Source organism: Simiduia litorea, from assembly GCF_042853465.1.
Taxonomy (GTDB): Bacteria; Pseudomonadota; Gammaproteobacteria; order Pseudomonadales; family Cellvibrionaceae; genus Simiduia; species Simiduia litorea.
Genome location: NZ_AP031497.1, coordinates 284,849 through 300,776, shown reverse-complemented (window position 1 = coordinate 300,776; position 15,928 = coordinate 284,849). Strand labels below are relative to the sequence as shown.

16 protein-coding genes are annotated in these 15,928 nt (G+C 50.4%); 6 read left to right on the top strand and 10 right to left on the bottom strand.

What is annotated here, in order from left to right; all coding sequences use genetic code 11:
• Positions 1-151: 151 nt before the first annotated feature.
• The 3 genes from ACGHTT_RS01375 to ACGHTT_RS01365 all read right to left on the bottom strand — a co-directional run bounded on the left by ACGHTT_RS01375 (position 152) and on the right by ACGHTT_RS01365 (position 3,665).
• Complete coding sequence (locus ACGHTT_RS01375; RefSeq protein ID WP_390593056.1) at positions 152-2,305, bottom strand: von Willebrand factor type A domain-containing protein; 2,154 nt, start codon at positions 2,303-2,305, stop codon at positions 152-154.
• The gene (locus tag ACGHTT_RS01370; protein ID WP_390593055.1) at positions 2,292-2,852 is read right to left on the bottom strand and encodes an RNA polymerase sigma factor; all 561 of its coding nucleotides are present in this window, start codon (positions 2,850-2,852) and stop codon (positions 2,292-2,294) included. The genes ACGHTT_RS01375 and ACGHTT_RS01370 overlap by 14 nt, the downstream gene beginning before the upstream one ends.
• A gap of 492 nt (positions 2,853-3,344) precedes the next feature.
• Positions 3,345-3,665: a hypothetical protein gene (locus tag ACGHTT_RS01365; protein WP_390593053.1), complete on the bottom strand. Its 321-nt coding sequence runs from the start codon at positions 3,663-3,665 to the stop codon at positions 3,345-3,347.
• 164 nt (positions 3,666-3,829) lie between these two features.
• On the opposite strand from ACGHTT_RS01365, the gene ACGHTT_RS01360 reads away from it, so the two are divergent.
• On the top strand, positions 3,830-4,243 hold the full coding sequence (locus ACGHTT_RS01360) for a winged helix-turn-helix transcriptional regulator (RefSeq protein WP_390593052.1): 414 nt from the start codon (positions 3,830-3,832) through the stop codon (positions 4,241-4,243).
• A 6-nt stretch (positions 4,244-4,249) separates the two neighbouring features.
• Here the strand turns inward: ACGHTT_RS01360 and ACGHTT_RS01355 are convergent, their stop codons facing one another.
• The 6 genes from ACGHTT_RS01355 to cobU all read right to left on the bottom strand — a co-directional run bounded on the left by ACGHTT_RS01355 (position 4,250) and on the right by cobU (position 8,347).
• Entirely contained in the window at positions 4,250-5,068 is an 819-nt protein-coding gene (locus ACGHTT_RS01355; RefSeq protein WP_390593051.1) for a transglutaminase domain-containing protein, read from the bottom strand.
• Positions 5,068-5,298, bottom strand: a complete 231-nt coding sequence (locus ACGHTT_RS01350) for a DUF350 domain-containing protein (protein ID WP_390593048.1) — start codon at positions 5,296-5,298, stop codon at positions 5,068-5,070. Before ACGHTT_RS01350 ends, ACGHTT_RS01355 begins: the two co-directional genes overlap by 1 nt.
• A 25-nt stretch (positions 5,299-5,323) precedes the next feature.
• Positions 5,324-6,076: an adenosylcobinamide-GDP ribazoletransferase gene (gene cobS / locus ACGHTT_RS01345; RefSeq protein WP_390593046.1), complete on the bottom strand. Its 753-nt coding sequence runs from the start codon at positions 6,074-6,076 to the stop codon at positions 5,324-5,326.
• Positions 6,066-6,707, bottom strand: a complete 642-nt coding sequence (locus ACGHTT_RS01340; RefSeq protein WP_390593045.1) for a histidine phosphatase family protein — start codon at positions 6,705-6,707, stop codon at positions 6,066-6,068. The genes cobS and ACGHTT_RS01340 overlap by 11 nt, the downstream gene beginning before the upstream one ends.
• A complete protein-coding gene (gene cobT, locus ACGHTT_RS01335; protein ID WP_390593044.1) occupies positions 6,704-7,750 on the bottom strand; it encodes a nicotinate-nucleotide--dimethylbenzimidazole phosphoribosyltransferase in 1,047 nt (348 codons plus the stop codon). Before cobT ends, ACGHTT_RS01340 begins: the two co-directional genes overlap by 4 nt.
• Positions 7,751-7,816: 66 nt before the next feature.
• A complete protein-coding gene (gene cobU / locus ACGHTT_RS01330; protein WP_390593043.1) occupies positions 7,817-8,347 on the bottom strand; it encodes a bifunctional adenosylcobinamide kinase/adenosylcobinamide-phosphate guanylyltransferase in 531 nt (176 codons plus the stop codon).
• Between the two features lie 226 nt (positions 8,348-8,573).
• Between cobU and ACGHTT_RS01325 the strand changes: the two genes are divergently transcribed.
• Genes ACGHTT_RS01325 through ACGHTT_RS01305 form a run of 5 tightly spaced genes read left to right on the top strand, consistent with a single transcriptional unit; the run spans position 8,574 to position 12,909 of the window.
• Complete coding sequence (locus ACGHTT_RS01325; RefSeq protein ID WP_390593042.1) at positions 8,574-9,023, top strand: ATP-dependent zinc protease; 450 nt, start codon at positions 8,574-8,576, stop codon at positions 9,021-9,023.
• 25 nt (positions 9,024-9,048) lie between these two features.
• Positions 9,049-9,954: a 30S ribosomal protein S6--L-glutamate ligase gene (gene rimK, locus ACGHTT_RS01320; protein ID WP_390593041.1), complete on the top strand. Its 906-nt coding sequence runs from the start codon at positions 9,049-9,051 to the stop codon at positions 9,952-9,954.
• A 4-nt stretch (positions 9,955-9,958) separates the two neighbouring features.
• Complete coding sequence (locus tag ACGHTT_RS01315) at positions 9,959-11,062, top strand: succinylglutamate desuccinylase/aspartoacylase family protein (RefSeq protein ID WP_390593039.1); 1,104 nt, start codon at positions 9,959-9,961, stop codon at positions 11,060-11,062.
• Positions 11,052-12,020, top strand: coding sequence for a magnesium/cobalt transporter CorA (gene corA / locus ACGHTT_RS01310; RefSeq protein WP_390593037.1), 969 nt, complete (start codon positions 11,052-11,054; stop codon positions 12,018-12,020). Before ACGHTT_RS01315 ends, corA begins: the two co-directional genes overlap by 11 nt.
• A gap of 19 nt (positions 12,021-12,039) precedes the next feature.
• Positions 12,040-12,909: a mechanosensitive ion channel family protein gene (locus ACGHTT_RS01305; RefSeq protein ID WP_390594965.1), complete on the top strand. Its 870-nt coding sequence runs from the start codon at positions 12,040-12,042 to the stop codon at positions 12,907-12,909.
• A 16-nt stretch (positions 12,910-12,925) separates the two neighbouring features.
• Here the strand turns inward: ACGHTT_RS01305 and ACGHTT_RS01300 are convergent, their stop codons facing one another.
• A complete protein-coding gene (locus tag ACGHTT_RS01300; protein WP_390593034.1) occupies positions 12,926-15,910 on the bottom strand; it encodes a diguanylate cyclase domain-containing protein in 2,985 nt (994 codons plus the stop codon).
• Between the last annotated feature and the right edge of the window lie 18 nt (positions 15,911-15,928).

Sequence of the window (15,928 nt, the reverse complement as noted above, 5' to 3'; positions counted from 1 at the left end):
TCATTCCCTTTTATCTATTTTATCGTTTGATCGGTTTAAACAGGCATAGCTTGGTATGCTGATCGTTTAATGGCTTGCTAGTCTATAAGAAAAAAGCGCCGGCTTTGGCGCTTTTTTCCCGTTGCATCACAAAAACATCGCACAGATTTGGTTACAAACTTTTTGCCATTTTGGCTTTCCGAACCAGTTGCACGAACTCTGTTCTATAACCGTAGTGATCTTCCCCCTTACTCGCCTGCGCAAGTGCAAGGGCGTCGTCGTAGCTCCAACTACCCGTGTAACTGCTGCCTTTAAGTAGTTGGGCAAAACCTGCCACAGCGGTGGCAAATTGCGTTTCCTGCAATACCCACGCTGCCACCCGGGTGCGTTCATTAGCGGTATTTTCCGCTTGAACAACCTGAGAGATCAACTTAGATGTTTTTTCACCGGGCAATTTATAACGCAATTTTACCAGTGCAAACTCGTTCGATTTGGGTCCAGCGTCGGTTGCTTTTTGTTCGTAGCGCGTGGCCTCCATGAGCGTCTTGCCGCCCACTGGGGTCAGCTCATAAATAGCCGTCACCGTATGACCGGCGCCGATATCGCCGGCGTCCACTTTATCGTTATTAAAATCTTCCCGTTTCAAGGCGCGGGTCTCGTAACCCAGTAGACGGTACTCCGCCACCGTTGCGGGGTTGAACTCTACTTGAATTTTCACGTCTTGGGCGATGGGAAACAAGGCGCTGGTTGCTTCGGTGACCAACACTTTTTGCGCCTCGCTCAAGGTATCGATATAAGCCGCTACGCCATTGCCATTTTGCGCCAGCTCTTGCATCAGGTGATCGTGATAGTTGCCTTGGCCAAAGCCCAGCACGGAGAGATAGATGCCCTTTTCGCGCTCGCGCTCAACAAACCCTTTTAGCTCATCGCGATCGGTAATACCCACGTTGAAGTCGCCATCGGTTGCAAGAATGACACGGTTGACAGCTTTTTTATCGAAATTTTCCGCCGCCAGTGCGTAGGCTAATTTAATGCCCTCAGCACCTGCGGTCGAACCGCCAGCGCTCAATTGATTTAGCGCCTTGAGTATTTTTTGTTTGTCTTTCGCCGCCGTCGGCGCCAATACCGTGCCCGCAGCACCGGCGTAGACGGCAATGGCCACAGTGTCGTCTGGGTTCAGTTGACTCAGCAACAATTCCATCGATTGCTTCACCAACGGCAATTTATCGGGGCTATCCATTGAGCCAGACACATCGAGTAAAAAAACTAAATTGGTTTTAGGCTTCTGCGCGGCCGATAGCTGATAACCCTTGATGCCGATATGCATTAACTTATTGCCCTCGGCCCAGGGCGAATCGCTCACCACGATATTCGTGGTGAAGGGCTCAGACTGGGCTTCGGGTTTAGGGTAGTCGTAATCAAAATAATTCAGCATTTCTTCGAGCCGTACCGCATCCTTTTGCGGCAGCACACCTTGATTCAACTGCCGACGGACAAAGCTATAGGAGGCCGTATCGACATCGGTGGAAAAGGTTGAGACGGGCGCGTCAAACACGCGCTTTACCGGGCTCTCGGCGACATGCTCAAAATCATCGCGACCGACATCCGTATAAGGTGCCGGCGCAATCACATCTGGCGACATCACAACGGAAGCCTGCGCACCAGGCGCAACCGATGTCGGCGCGAACGCCAACCGAGCCACCTGTGGCGGCGACGCGGGCATGTCTCGCGCAAGCTTTTCCTTAGCCGGCGCCATTTGAACCGCTGCAATCGCACTATCCTGCATGGCCGATGGCGCAATCTCCTCCATCAATTCTGGCTCGGCTTCTAGCATCGTATCGGCGTCATGCTTAGCAAGCTTTGATTGGCTGGCGCTTAGGTCAGCGCGACCAGACGCCTGCTCTGATGGTCGGGCAGGCGCGGACTCCAGGGCATTTTGGTTGTGCTTTTCCGCACCCAAGCGTTGCTCCGCAGCCTTTTTCGCCTCACCAGCAAAGGCGGGCTCATTAGAAACAGCCTCGGGTGCAGGCATCTGTTGAGTCACCATCAATGCCAGTGCCGCTACGCTTGCCGCTGCCATGCCGGTGTAAAGCCATTTACGTTGAAAACTTGCCATGATATTTAATCTCGGGGTTATGGATTTAACCCTTTGACGGCAACGCTGCATAAATCCTTGGCGATCAGTGATATTTTTTTCTTGCTGCACCTCATCGAAGGCCGTCAATGCCGCCTGCAGCGCACGCTCGCGGGCACCGGCACTGGCGTTGACCGCGCCGACATCATCCAATGCCTGTTGCAAATCTTGCTCTGGTTTATGGTCGCTCATAGCTAACCCCTCCTTCCGCGTGCCACAGCTTTAAGCGCTTTCTCACTTCATGCAGCCGCCACGACACGGTACTTTCTTTCACCTGCAACACCTCGGCTGCCTCTTTGTGGTTTAACCCCTCGCCTAACACCAGCAGCACGGCCTCTTTGAAGCCTTCGCCCATCTGGGCAATCCAGGCCAGCACGCTTAACAAAAACACACTGGCCTCGGGGTTTTCATTGGCCGCTGGCTGTTGATCGAGCAAGGGCTGCTCGGGGGTTTCGTAGGTGCGGCGGCGCTGGTGTCGACCTTGGACTTGCTGCCAGTCCTTGGCGCAATTGATAACCAAGCGATACAACCACGTCTCAAACGCGGACTCAAAACGAAATTGCCCAAGTGAGCGGGCCAATTTAATACAGGCCTGCTGGGTAATATCTTCCGCGTCGGCTTTCACCCCACACCATTTCATGGCGCAGCGAAACATCAAGTCGTACTGGCCTTCCACCAGACGTGAAAATGCCTGCCGGTCGCCAGCCTGAGCCGCTTTAATGAGGTTATTGTCGGTCATACGGCACTGTTGTTTTTCCGTTATCAACCATTAGACGATCTTGCTCGCTATTTCCTTGGTTATTCAGCAAATGATTATGCCGTAGATCTGCCGACTCAGCGATGGACTAAATGCTCAGCGCACAGGTCTACCTCTGGCTTGGTCAGCCTCATTGATCCAGACACGGTGATAACCGATGCCCGCAGGCTACTCCATCAACTCGGAAGTGCTCATGTTAGGCAAGCGGATTCATACAGATAGCGCAGGCTGGAGTACCGTATTGCGGGCGCGACCTTAGGTCTATTGTTTGGGAAGGGGTAAAGCGTGCCGAGGAACCTAAGCCGACGACAACTCAGATAGACGACGATTTTCAGGTTAGGGGAAGCACGCGAGCGACCGGTAAGTATGCAATGCTTAGCGACACACCGGCATTGACTCAACCGGTACTAGCAACCATGCGCGCAAGGAAAGACTTAGCGCGCACAGCTAGATCGGCCATTGATACTAAAACTATTAAAAGCTCCAGCGTCCGTTCTGTACGTCAAGCGCCTGCAGCTCACCCGCTTTCGTCACTTCGCACTTCACTTTGCGCGATACGGTTTCACCGTCGGCCTTGGCCGTATAGTTGAACATAAACGTGTAGACGCCTCGGCGATAGTTGGTCACTGCTTTCCTGCGAAACGCAAAATCTGACTGATCGGCTTGCGATTCGGACACTTTCGCCTCACAAAACTCGCGCGCCTGGCCTTGATTGAAATCACCAGCAGACACGTGCGCTGCGGTTACCAACAGTAGGCCCGAGGCTGCGACTTTGATTATTTGAGATAATTTCATGTGATGACACCCTATGCTGAAGTTAAAAATTAAGTCTCATAAGACAACAGTTGCGTTACGAAACTTACAATAGTTGCTTTAGTTTTTTTATGCAACTAATATCAACTAAAAATCACCGGTAGAACCCTATGGTCAAAAACAGCTTTTCGCACTCGTGCTGCCCCGTGGCTCGATCCATGGAGATAGTGGGTGAATGGTGGTCCATGCTGGTATTGCGCAACCTGATGTTGGAAGGGGGCACTTGCCGATTTGATCAGTTAGTAGAGAGCTTAGGTATATCGCGCAATATTCTGACCGAGCGCTTAAAACGGCTCGAATTGGAGGAAGTGCTGACCAAGCAGCCCGTGCAAGAGGGCGGGCGGCGCATGGAGTACAAACTAACTCACAAGGGCTGGGAGCTCATGCCGATTCTAATTGGCTACGCCCAGTGGTTCGATAAGTGGCGGCCCGATCCTGAGCGCTCGCCGCTGACGTTTGTCGACCGAAAACACCGCCAGCCGATTCAAACCTTAAGCGTTATGTCAGCCGACGGCCGCCGCTTGGGACCAGAGGATATTTTGCCAATGAATTCCGATTAAAGCTCGTTAGCGAAGAAAACGGCTTTTCTCGAGCCACTGCGCCGATCGATATTGCGTGATAGCCGGCGAGCCGACGTTGTGCCAAAACTGCGTGCGATTAAATTGATATTCGGGCTGATAGTCCGGCATCGCCGCCGCGAGCGGAAAGCGCTTTAAGCCTAAGCCCTGCTTTTTCGTCGCCTCTAAAATGTATTCTTGATTATCTTTAATCAGCACCACCCAGGCGTGACCACCGCCTTGATAGCGCCCGAGAGCAACCCGTGCATCTTCTCCCATCGCAATCAACCAATCGGCCAAAGCAATAGCGTGATCTTCACAGTCGCCGCGGGTAAACACATGCGCCTGCTTGCTGGTTTGCCAAATTTCTTCGGCACCGTAGTTAAGGTTATCGAGCATGTAGGTTTTTCGACGCGCTAAAACTGACAGCGGAATAAAAACATTGTCTGTTTCAAAGGGGCTATAGCCCTCGAGGTAGGCATTCACAAAGTGATGTTTTTTATCCACCCCCATGGCCGACGCCGTTGCATTTTCGACGCCGTAAAATTTGTAGGTGAAAAAAGCCGAGCGTGTATTATCCAAACCCAACAATGTATGTAACTGCGCTTCGCCAACGCGTTTGCCGCGCGCGATAATTTCTACTTCGCCAGGCCTAGGCCCTTGGTGAGTTTCGTCTGCTGGAATTTTTTGCAAAGCTGCATTAAGCAAGAGATCTTCGACGCTCAGCGCACGATCCACCACCGCTTGTTCTTCACCTTGCTGTTTGAGTGATGCAAACAACTGACTTAGCAGCAGTAGCACCCCCACCCAAAAGATCAGTTTACCCATTAGCCTTTGAAGCCAAAGGTTACAATAAGCGCAACAAAAATCAGAATTGACGAGGCAAAAATAGCAACCGCGATATTGCCGTTTTTGAGCTCTTCTTCGAAACTGATTGTTTTCATCAGTTTGTCATCGATCAACAGCAGCGCTTTTACCCCGACAAACAGCGCTACCAAGGTGTACACCAAATTCACTGACAAATTCATCAATGTTGCTAATAAAAAATCCCACTCCATAACACACCTTACTTTTGTATTTTATTTATGACATCAATAACAACATCAGCACGAGGGCTGACATTTCGATAATTTCAACGCTGGCGCCTACCGTATCGCCCGTTACGCCATCGATGCGCGCTAGCATCAACCGACGCAACGCCCATAACACCGCCGCCAATAACAGCCAGAACACAACAACGTACCAAGCCAGCAAACTAAACAGCGCACCCGACACCAGCAGCAATAGCCCGCCGAGTACCAGCAGACATAAGCGCGGCTCGGCATTGTGCAGCATTGGCGACGCTAAACCAAAGTCCCGAGCATAGGGCGTGGAAAAAAATAGCAAAGCCGGCACACAGCGCCCAATGATTGGCGTGACGATTACCGCCAATACACAGTCCAATCGATCAAACGTGGCCAGCGCCGCAAATTTCACCAACAACACACAAACCACGGCCATAATCGCCGCACTGCCGGCGCGTGGGTCTTTCATAATCTCTAAGGTGCGTTCTTTATCGCCTAGGCCGCCCAACCAAGCGTCTGCGGCGTCGGCCAAACCATCGATGTGCAGGCCGCCAGTGATAAAAACCCAAACCATAAGTAAGAGCGCGGCCGACACCAGCGGCATAGCGGTTGGCAACAAAAACAAAATCGCCGCCAGCACCATGCCGATGAGTAGGCCGATAACCGGGAAAAACATCAATGCCCGCCCCTGATCGCGGTCAGTGACGGTGTCTAACACAGGCGCAGGAATACGCGTTAAAAACATCAACGCCAACCAAAAGCTAGTAATCATCGCCCACCTGCCCATTGTGAAACAGCAACTGTGGCCAATCGGGTTGGCCTTCGGCGTGATGAAATTGAATACACGACAAGCACCCGTGCGGCACCGCCAAATGCGATAACGGACGCAAGGGCATGGCTAGCACATCGGCCAATATCATCCGAATAACACCGCCATGGGTCACGAGCACGACGGTTTGACCGCGATATTGCGCGAGTAGATTCTGCCACCCCTGTATGACCCGCGCCTGAAAGGCTAACAGTGCTTCGCCCATAGGTGGCGTATAGCTGAGCGGGTCGCGCCAGAATTGACTGGTCTCGGTCGGCATTCTATCGGCGACATCAGCAACCAATTGCCCTTCCCACTGGCCAAAATATATTTCCAGAAAATTCTGCTCGTTAACGAAAGGTAAGGCCCGGTCGCTTGCAAAGGCTTCCGCCGCTAACCGACAGCGCTGCGCCGGTGAACTAATAACCGCCGCCAGAGATATTCCAGCCAGCGAGTTCAACCGTGCCAGCACCAAATTCTGACCCGCTTCTGTTGGCGCAGAATCGGTATGGCCGCGGAATATTTGGCCGCCCTCACACTCGCCGTGGCGCAGCAAGTAAACGCGAGTAGAGTCGTGTGCGGAGGTGGCCGTCATGTTTTATCGGCGACACCAGCTTCGGCAAAGGTCGCCATGTTGTTGTGTAAATCGCATGCTAAACGCAGTAGCGGTACCGCCAGTGCTGCGCCACTGGCCTCGCCCAAGCGCAGTTGAAAGTCCAATAACGGCTCTTTATTCAGCGCCTGTACGGCCGCTTTGTGGCCGGGCTCTGCAGAGGCATGGGCCAAAATCAACCAACGCTCTACCCCAGGGTTCACTCGGCAAGCCAACAGTGCTGCCGTGGTGCAAATAAAGCCATCGACTAACACAGGAATGCCGGCTTGCGCCGCTGCAATATAGCTACCCACCAAGGCGGCAATTTCAAAACCACCCAGGCAACGCAAAATGTCCATGGGTAAAATTGCGTCGGCATGGCGCGCCAAGGCCCGCTCTATCACTTCAACTTTATGGGCCATGCCTTTGGCATTCAAACCCGTGCCAGGGCCAACCAAGTCGGATACCGGTAGGTGTAAAAGTTTGACCAAGATAGCGGTGGCCGTGGTGGTATTACCTATGCCCATCTCGCCGGCAATAAACAATTCGCAGCCTGATTTTTTAGCCCGTGTGAGCGCCTCTTTACCCTGCATTAAAGCCGTTTGGAGCTGCGCCTCTGTCATCGCGGGTTGGTTGACAATATTGCCGCTTTGCGGCGCAATCGTGCGATCAAAAATGCTGGCATGGCTGACCGACTCGAGCACCGTACCTAAGTTCACCACCGATAAATTGGCCTCAAGCGATTTCGCTAAAACTGAAATCGCTGCACCACCGCCAACAAAATTTGCAATCATTTGACGGGTAACGGATTGGGGAAACGCCGACACCCCCTCCGCGCACACGCCTTGATCGGCCGCAAACACGCAGATATCAACTTTTTGAACCTGTGGGTGTAGCTTATGCTGCATGGCCGCCAACTCTATCGCGAGAGTTTCAAGTCGCCCTAGAGAGCCCGCCGGCTTGGTCAATTGCAGCTGCCACGCCGCCGCCTTGTCTCTATGTTTATCACTCAGTAACTTTGGGGATTGCAAAAACCAACCTTGCATACAACATTCCTTAATCATTTCTTAGGTACATCAATCAAATTCAATAAGTGACAATCTACGCCGTCATCACAGTGACCAAGGTTCTCCTTTCATCACTAAGGGTAAACCTGCCGCGGTAAAGATCACGCGGTCGCATAAACCCGCCAAGGCTTGATGGAGAAAACCGCTCTCATCAACAAACTGTCGACTCAAATGCCCCATGGGTACAATGCCTAAACCGACCTCGTTGCTCACCAAGACTAAATCGCCGTTAAACCGATCGACCGCCTCGAGGAATTGGGCTTTTTCCTCTTCCCAGCAACCCGCCGCCAAGCAATTGCTCAACCAAAGCGTCAGGCAGTCTATCAGTACGGAGGGGACATTATCAGGTAATTCATCGAGGTGCCGCCCTAAGGTCAAGGGTTCCTCAGACACGAGCCAATGCTGCTCGCGCTGCAGGCTATGCCGCTCAATGCGCGCCAACATCTCCTGATCGCAGTCTGAACGTTGCGCGGTTGCGACATAGTGCGCGGGAGAGGCTCCACACTTGTGCCGGACCCATGCCTCCGCCAATCGGCTTTTACCTGAGCGCGCGCCGCCTAAAATAAGCTGTTTCAATACTTTTCCCTTATATACGGTTGCTTCGGACACCAAAACCGCAATATTACCCGCCCAAAATAAAGAACCAAGGCAACCCCAGGTTCAGCTAAACTTAACAAACTATTGATTTGCTTAAAAATAACACAAAAAGCATCCGAAACATCTAGTACGCTAAGCCACCCTATTGTATGTTGCGCGCCCCACGGGGCTGACCAGGGTAAACAGATATTAAGGAATACAACCAATGACTGAAAAAAGCGGAACCACAGCCTGCGTAGGCTGGCGCGAGTGGGTGTCATTGCCCGAACTTGGTGTAAAAAATCTTAAAGTTAAAGTCGACACAGGCGCACGCACCTCGGCGCTGCACACCTTCTCGCTCAGCTACTTTGATAAAGACGGTGAGGATTGGGTACGCATTGGTTTACATCCACGGCAAAAAAGCGATGAAGAATTTTTTACCGAGGCAAAAATACTCGACAAGCGTATCGTGCGCGACTCTGGCGGCCATGAAGAACTGAGGCCTGTCATTGAAACGTTAATCACATTAGGTAAGCACAGCTTTCGTGCCGAACTTACGCTAACCAGCCGCGACAATATGAAATTTAGAATGCTACTCGGGCGAAAGGCGCTCGAAGGGCGTTTTTTAGTAGACTCAAAAGGGTCTTACTTACAGTCCGTTAGGCCTGTTGCCTAACATCCCCCATAGGAGATATTGCTCCATGAAAATTGCCATTCTCTCACGCAACGCAAAACTCTATTCTACTAACCGCCTCATCGAAGCTGCAAAGGCGCGCGGTCACGAGGTTGAAGTCATTGATGCCTTGCGCTGCTACATGGCTATCAACCCATCCGATCTTGATATGCATTACAAAGGCAAAGAATTACTTGGCTTTGATGCTGTGATTCCACGCATTGGTGCTTCTGTCACCTTCTACGGCACTGCCGTATTGCGCCAGTTTGAAATGATGGGCGTGTATCCGCTAAACGAATCCGTCGCCATCTCGCGCTCGCGCGATAAGTTGCGCTCCATGCAATTGCTTGCACGCAAAAACATTGGCTTACCAACCACCGGCTTTGCCAACCAAACTCGGTATATTCCCGATCTGATTGACATGGTCGGCGGCGCGCCGCTGGTTATTAAATTGCTTGAAGGCACGCAAGGCATTGGGGTGGTGCTGGCAGAAAACCGCAAAGCTGCTGAAAGTATTCTGGAGGCTTTTATGGGGCTAGGCGCCAACATCATGGTGCAGAAATTTGTCAAAGAGGCAGGCGGTGCAGACATCCGTTGCTTTGTGGTTGGCGATAAAGTGGTTGGCGCAATGAAACGCCAAGGCAAAGAAGGCGAGTTTCGCTCGAACCTACACAGAGGGGGCACAGCCTCGCTCGCAAAAATTACCCCGCAAGAGCGCGAAACCGCGGTACGGGCAGCAAAGACCATGGGTCTCAATGTCGCCGGCGTTGATTTACTCCGATCGTCTGCAGGGCCAGTGGTTATGGAAGTGAATTCATCGCCAGGCTTAGAAGGTGTTGAAAAAGCCACAGGTAAAGATATCGCTGGAGAAATCATCCTATGGATGGAAAAAAACGCCAAGCAGCATGCCTCAAAAACAAAAGGTAAGGGCTGAGTTTATGGCTGGGCAACCGAATAATAAGGATAAACGGAAAACTAAACCGCGCCGGCCAGACTTTGAGCTACTGGGCGAAAAAATTCCGGCAGGCCAACGCGTTAAGCTGGAAATGGACATAGGTAAACTCTACACCAACACACCGCTCACGATCGGTGTAGAGGTTATCCATGGCAAGCACGACGGGCCGGTTCTATTAGTCACCGCAGCCATCCATGGTGATGAGTTAAACGGTATTGAGGTTTGCCGACGTTTAAGCAAATCCCCGGCCTTAGATAAATTAAAGGGCACGCTCATTTTGGTGCCCGTCGTTAATGCCTTCGGTTTTATTCAACAAATTCGCTATCTGCCCGACCGGCGAGATTTAAATCGCTGCTTTCCTGGTAGTGAGAAAGGCTCGTTAGGCTCTCGAATCGCGTTTTTATTACGCACTGAATTACTCTCTCATTGCACACATGTGGTTGACTTGCACACTGGCGCGATTCACCGCTCAAACTTGCCACAGATACGCGGCAACTTGGAGAATGAAGAGAATTTAGAACTGGCACACGCATTCGGTGCGCCGGTGGTGTTGCACTCGTCTAATTTAGACGGTTCTTTTCGCGACGCCGCCGATAAACTTGGCAAGCCATTTATACTCTATGAAGCCGGCCAAGCATTGCGTTTCGATGAAGCATCAATCAATGGCGGGGTAAAAGGCGTACTTGGTGTCATGACACATCTCGGCATGTTGTCTCGCAAGCCAGGAAAGAAGGCACTTGAATCTATTGTCGCCTTATCGAGCCAGTGGATCAGAGCGAATCACGACGGCATGATGGTAGCCAATGTGGAATTAGGTGAGCGCGTTAAAAAAGACGATTTACTTGCACTTATTGTCGACCCTTACGGCAGCATGGAGCTTGAAGTGCGCTCGCCGGCAAACGGTATTATTATTGGCCGGAATAATATTCCCGTCGTCAACGAAGGCGAAGCGCTGTTTCACATCGCAAGGTTTGATACCGTCAAAGATGCAGAAAAAACCGTCGAGCAATTTCACGAAAACATGGAAGATTTAAACGACCCAGACCTGCGCTTCACCGACCCTTGGGGAGATCGCTATGACAGTTAGAGCGCTGCTGTTTAATACGCAAGGTGAACTTGTGCAACAGGGTCAGGAAGAGCTTCTGAGTCACTACCACGACAGCGACCACTTCCTCTGGCTCGATATTTGCGGTGCGGACAGCGAGCGGGAACTCAATGCTTTAGCAAAATTTGAGCTCAATCCGCTGGCACATCGCGATGCCCAGCGACATCGGCATCCGCCAAAATATGAAGCTTTTGATGATCATATTTTCTTACTGATGCATGAGCTGACGAAACTCGGTGATCAGGAAAATTTTTCACGTCACCAACTCGCGATTTTTAGCAATAATTCACACATCATCACCCGCCACGATCAGACGTCCGAGGCAGTTGATAAATATTGGCAACAAATCACCACCGATCGAAAATTACCACGCGGCGGCATGGGTCAACTTTGCTACCAAATTTTACGCGGCATTGTCGATCGCTACTTACCATTGATGTTCGAAGTCGAACAGCGACTCAGCGAAATTGAAGATGAGATATTCGACACCAGCACAGATGATTTGCTAGGTGAGCTTATTAGTTACGGCTCACAGCTGAAGAAAACCCGCCGATCGTTTGTTTACCAGAAAGAAGTTATTGAAGAAATTATGAACAGTCATGAGCATCAACTCCTGGCGTTTGACGAACACGAATTAATAGATTTATTTGAGCACTTTGAACGACTGGCCAGTTTGGCAAACTTATACCAAGAACTCACCACAGATTTGATTAACGGCTTTATCTCCATTAGCGCACATAGAGCCAACCACATTATGAAATTGCTCACCATCGTGACAGCTATATTTCTCCCATTAACACTCGTAGCAGGCATATATGGCATGAATTTTCAACACATGCCAGAGCTTACCTGGCACTACAGCTACTTTTTTGTGCTTGGGTTTATGGTTAGCTTCACCGTCTTCGGCATGGCCTTTGTTAAGCGTAAAGGCTGGCTATAACAGGAAATGAGTGACCAAGATGAACTTTGACTTTAACCTCATTAGCGTGGACGAGTACACGCTGACGTTGTTTTCGCTTATTAAAATTATTATTGTACTCATCGCAGGGTATTTCATATCACGTGCCACCCAGCGATCCCTAATGCGATTTGCAAAAGACAATCGCCGTATGGACCAGCGCGCCGCGTATTCCATAGGCCGCATACTTCATTACGCCATCATTACCATTACACTTATTATTAGCCTGTCATTTGCCGGTTTTAATTTTACTAAGCTCGCTCTCGTGGCTGGCGCACTTTCCGTTGGTATAGGCTTTGGCCTCCAAGGCATCGCAAATAATTTTATATCCGGCGTCATTATGTTGTTTGAGCGCAACATTAACGTTGGCGACGTAGTTGAATTGCAGTCGGGTACCTTTGGCACCATAAAAGAAATTAATGTTCGCTCAACGCTGATAAACACGCCCGACAACATGGACGTACTCGTGCCAAATTCTGAGTTTTTATCGGCACAGGTTACCAATTGGACATTACGTGAGGGCTTAGTTCGGTTCCGGATACCCTTTGGCGTAGCCTATGGCACCAATAAAGATAACATGCGCGATATTATTATTGCTGCAGCTAACAATGTCGAAACAACAGTGAATATCGAACCCCGCTACCCCACTCGCGTTTTCATGACCGGTTTTGGGGACTCTAGCTTAGATTTCGTGCTTGTTGTTTGGGTGACTCACGAAGCAGCTCAGAAGCCTACGAAAACGAAATCTGCCTATTTCTGGGCAGTTGAATCGGCACTCACTCAACATGGCTTCGAAATTCCTTTCCCGCAGAGAGATCTACATATCCGTTCAGGCCTAAGAACGGCAGACGGCAATAAGGATTTAAGCTGAATTATCGTCTTTATGGCTACGGGGTGTCTAACGACTCTAGAACACGAACGTTCAGCCGCCCCTCGTCACGCCATGATGAAAGTTCGGTGCTCGTTATTTTCGCTTCGCGATAGGTTGACAACAGCTCATCATCAACCACTGCCGTCACGCTGCAGTTCCGACCCGCCGCCTTAGCCTGATATAAACAGTAATCTGCCAGAGCTAAGGTAAATGTCCAGTTATCAATATCGCTACGCAGAGACAAAGGATGAGGCACGCAACCGATGGACGCGGAGATTCTCTGTGGCAGACCCATTTTTTCCCCTGCCATGGCAACAGCTCTACGCAGTCTATCGGCTATGCGAGAAAATTCACTAGGATTACTGTCTGGCGCTAATAGGAGAAACTCTTCTCCACCCCAACGCAACAACATATCACTTTCTCGACACGCCTTTTTAAGATTCGATGCAGTCTCCGCCAAGAGCATATCGCCAACCCCATGGCCATATCTGTCATTAACGTGCTTAAACCAGTCTAAATCGATGAGGAAGAAACCCAAGACATTGTTACTTTGAACCTGCTGTTGCTGTTGCCGCTGCCGCTTCATACGCGCAAGCTCTACGCCAATTTGCTCGGTCATAAAGCGCCGATTATGCAGCCCAGTTAATGGATCGGTAATACTCGCCAAATGCAATTTTTTATTAACGCGCTCCAACTCTGAATTCATGGTCTCAAGTTGTTCGGTACGCGCTTGTATTTCCTGGGCTAAGTAGACACTGCGGGTACGCAAGCTAAAGGTTCTTACCCTGAAGATGCCGTACAAGAAAATTAATACTAAGGCTGCAATAAGACATTTAAACCAAAGTGTTTCATAGTAGTAGGCTTCAACAACGATTGTCGCACTTGCGACTGGGCCCCAACGGCCAAAAGCTTGCTTTGCCTGAACTTCAAAAACAAAAGGTCCCGGCGGTAGATTGGTGTAATAAGCAATACGACGATCACCAGCTTCTTGCCACTGGTTGTTGTAAGGTTTCATTCTGTAGCGATAGGCAATTTGTTGAGCGTTGCGAAAGTCCAAAACACTGTAGTGAACTTCTAGATCCTTCATAAGCCGACTTTCCGATTTACCAACATCGAGAACCTTCCGCACTTTTGCAACCGGAACTTTAACCTCGGGTAAATTTGTGTCTATTCGAACCACGCCCGCTAATGACGAAAACCAAGCGTATCCATCATCAATGACAGCGCGGCCATTACCGCCACCGTTACAACAGCGCAATCGCGAACGACCGAGCTTTTGGCCTTCGTCAAAATACACAACCTGGAGCATTGGGTTTTTCGCTTCGAGCTGATCAACAGGGATACGCTGAACGCCATCCCCATTTGAAATCCAAACCCAACCATCGTGTTCAAACAGGCCAAAAGCACCTTGAGTCGGCAAACCGCGACTCAATTCTAGTGACCGCCAGGGGCCAGCTAAGGATTTGATGAAAATCCCGCGCTGATAGGTAGCCGCCAATACACGGCCATCTTGTAGCTGAAGTAATGCCGGCACAAATTCTTGAGCCAGTGGCGACAAGGTGGCTGATGTTAGTTCACCAACGCGCCATTCCTTCAGACCATTTTCAGTGCCAATCCATAGAGTACTATTATCCTCCAGGAGTGAACGCACCGACTTTCCAACTAAGGCTTGAGTACCCGCCAATACACCAACACGCTCACCGTCCCAACGATACAGACCTCTTGCCGCACCAATTAAAATATCGCCACTTTGCAGCTCCAGCAGGCTGTTAACCTGCTGGCCACGAAGCTCTTTTATAGGGCGCCAAAGACTTTTTTCTTGAACCGCCAAGCCTTCCCGCGTTCCAACCCAAAGCCGACCACTACTATCGCGTAACAAAGCGTAACCTACACCACCCGGAATCTGATTCGCACCTACAACCCGTTTGAACTCGTCCTTTTGACCTAAAAAAAGACCTCGATTGGTACCCACCAGTAAGCCATTCTTTTCGGGCAACAAGCTCCAACTCGATTCGCTTAACCCATCTTGTGTCGATATTTGCGCATAACTCGCGCGCCAAAAATATCTCGCACCATGCGCTTGTGAGCCCAACCAGAACGCATGATTTTCATCAACAAAGATTGTACTTATTAATGTAAAGTTTCCAGCTTCCTCCGTTAACAGCTGCGCTTCAATGTGATCCCCTCGCCACACAAAGACACCCTGCTCACTCACAAACCACAAGGCATCACCAAAGGTCGTCAGGGCGATTACCGGACTCTCTGTCATCCGCTCTAATTGTTTACCATTACTGCGATATAAACCCTGTGAAGTTGCTACCCAAAGGCGCTGCTTGATAATCGCCATTTGACGTACAACTAAAGGCTCCACCGGCCAAGATAGGAATTCCGCAGCGCTGCCAGTCAGTTTAGTGATTTCGTTGTTGTCATTGGCTACCCACACATTGGCGCCGGCAACCAAAGTGCGAACACTACCCTGCCATTGATCGTATTGGACCAGTGCTACACCATCGAAGTACCAAAGACGATCTGCCGCCACCCACAATTTGCCGCTACTATCTATCGACAAAGCGGTCACCTCACCAATCTGCTCGCGCTGCGCCATAACGTCGAATCTACCATCGCGCCAACGCACCAGATGCTTTAACGTTGACACCCATAGATCACCATTATCGGCAACCTGTATGAGCTTGATCCAATTGGAGCCTAACGCTGGAAACTCGTTTACTTGATAGACTTCCATAGCTTGGCCATCCGATCGCGCCAAGCCGTTTTGGGTGCCAATCCACATCCGGCCGTCTGCGCCACGCGCCATACTGGTTACGGTCACCTGCGGCAAGCCGGCTTCAACGCTCCAAGTTGCGTATTGGTAGTGTCGGAGAAGGTCTGGTTGAACTGATGCTATAGCAGGAAAAGTACTAAAAAATAGACAAAAGATATAAAAGAAAAAGGTGGCTAATCGCACTTTCTGCTGAAAAAGTACGCTGTACGGGGCATACATAGGAAAGCCTTGGCAGTT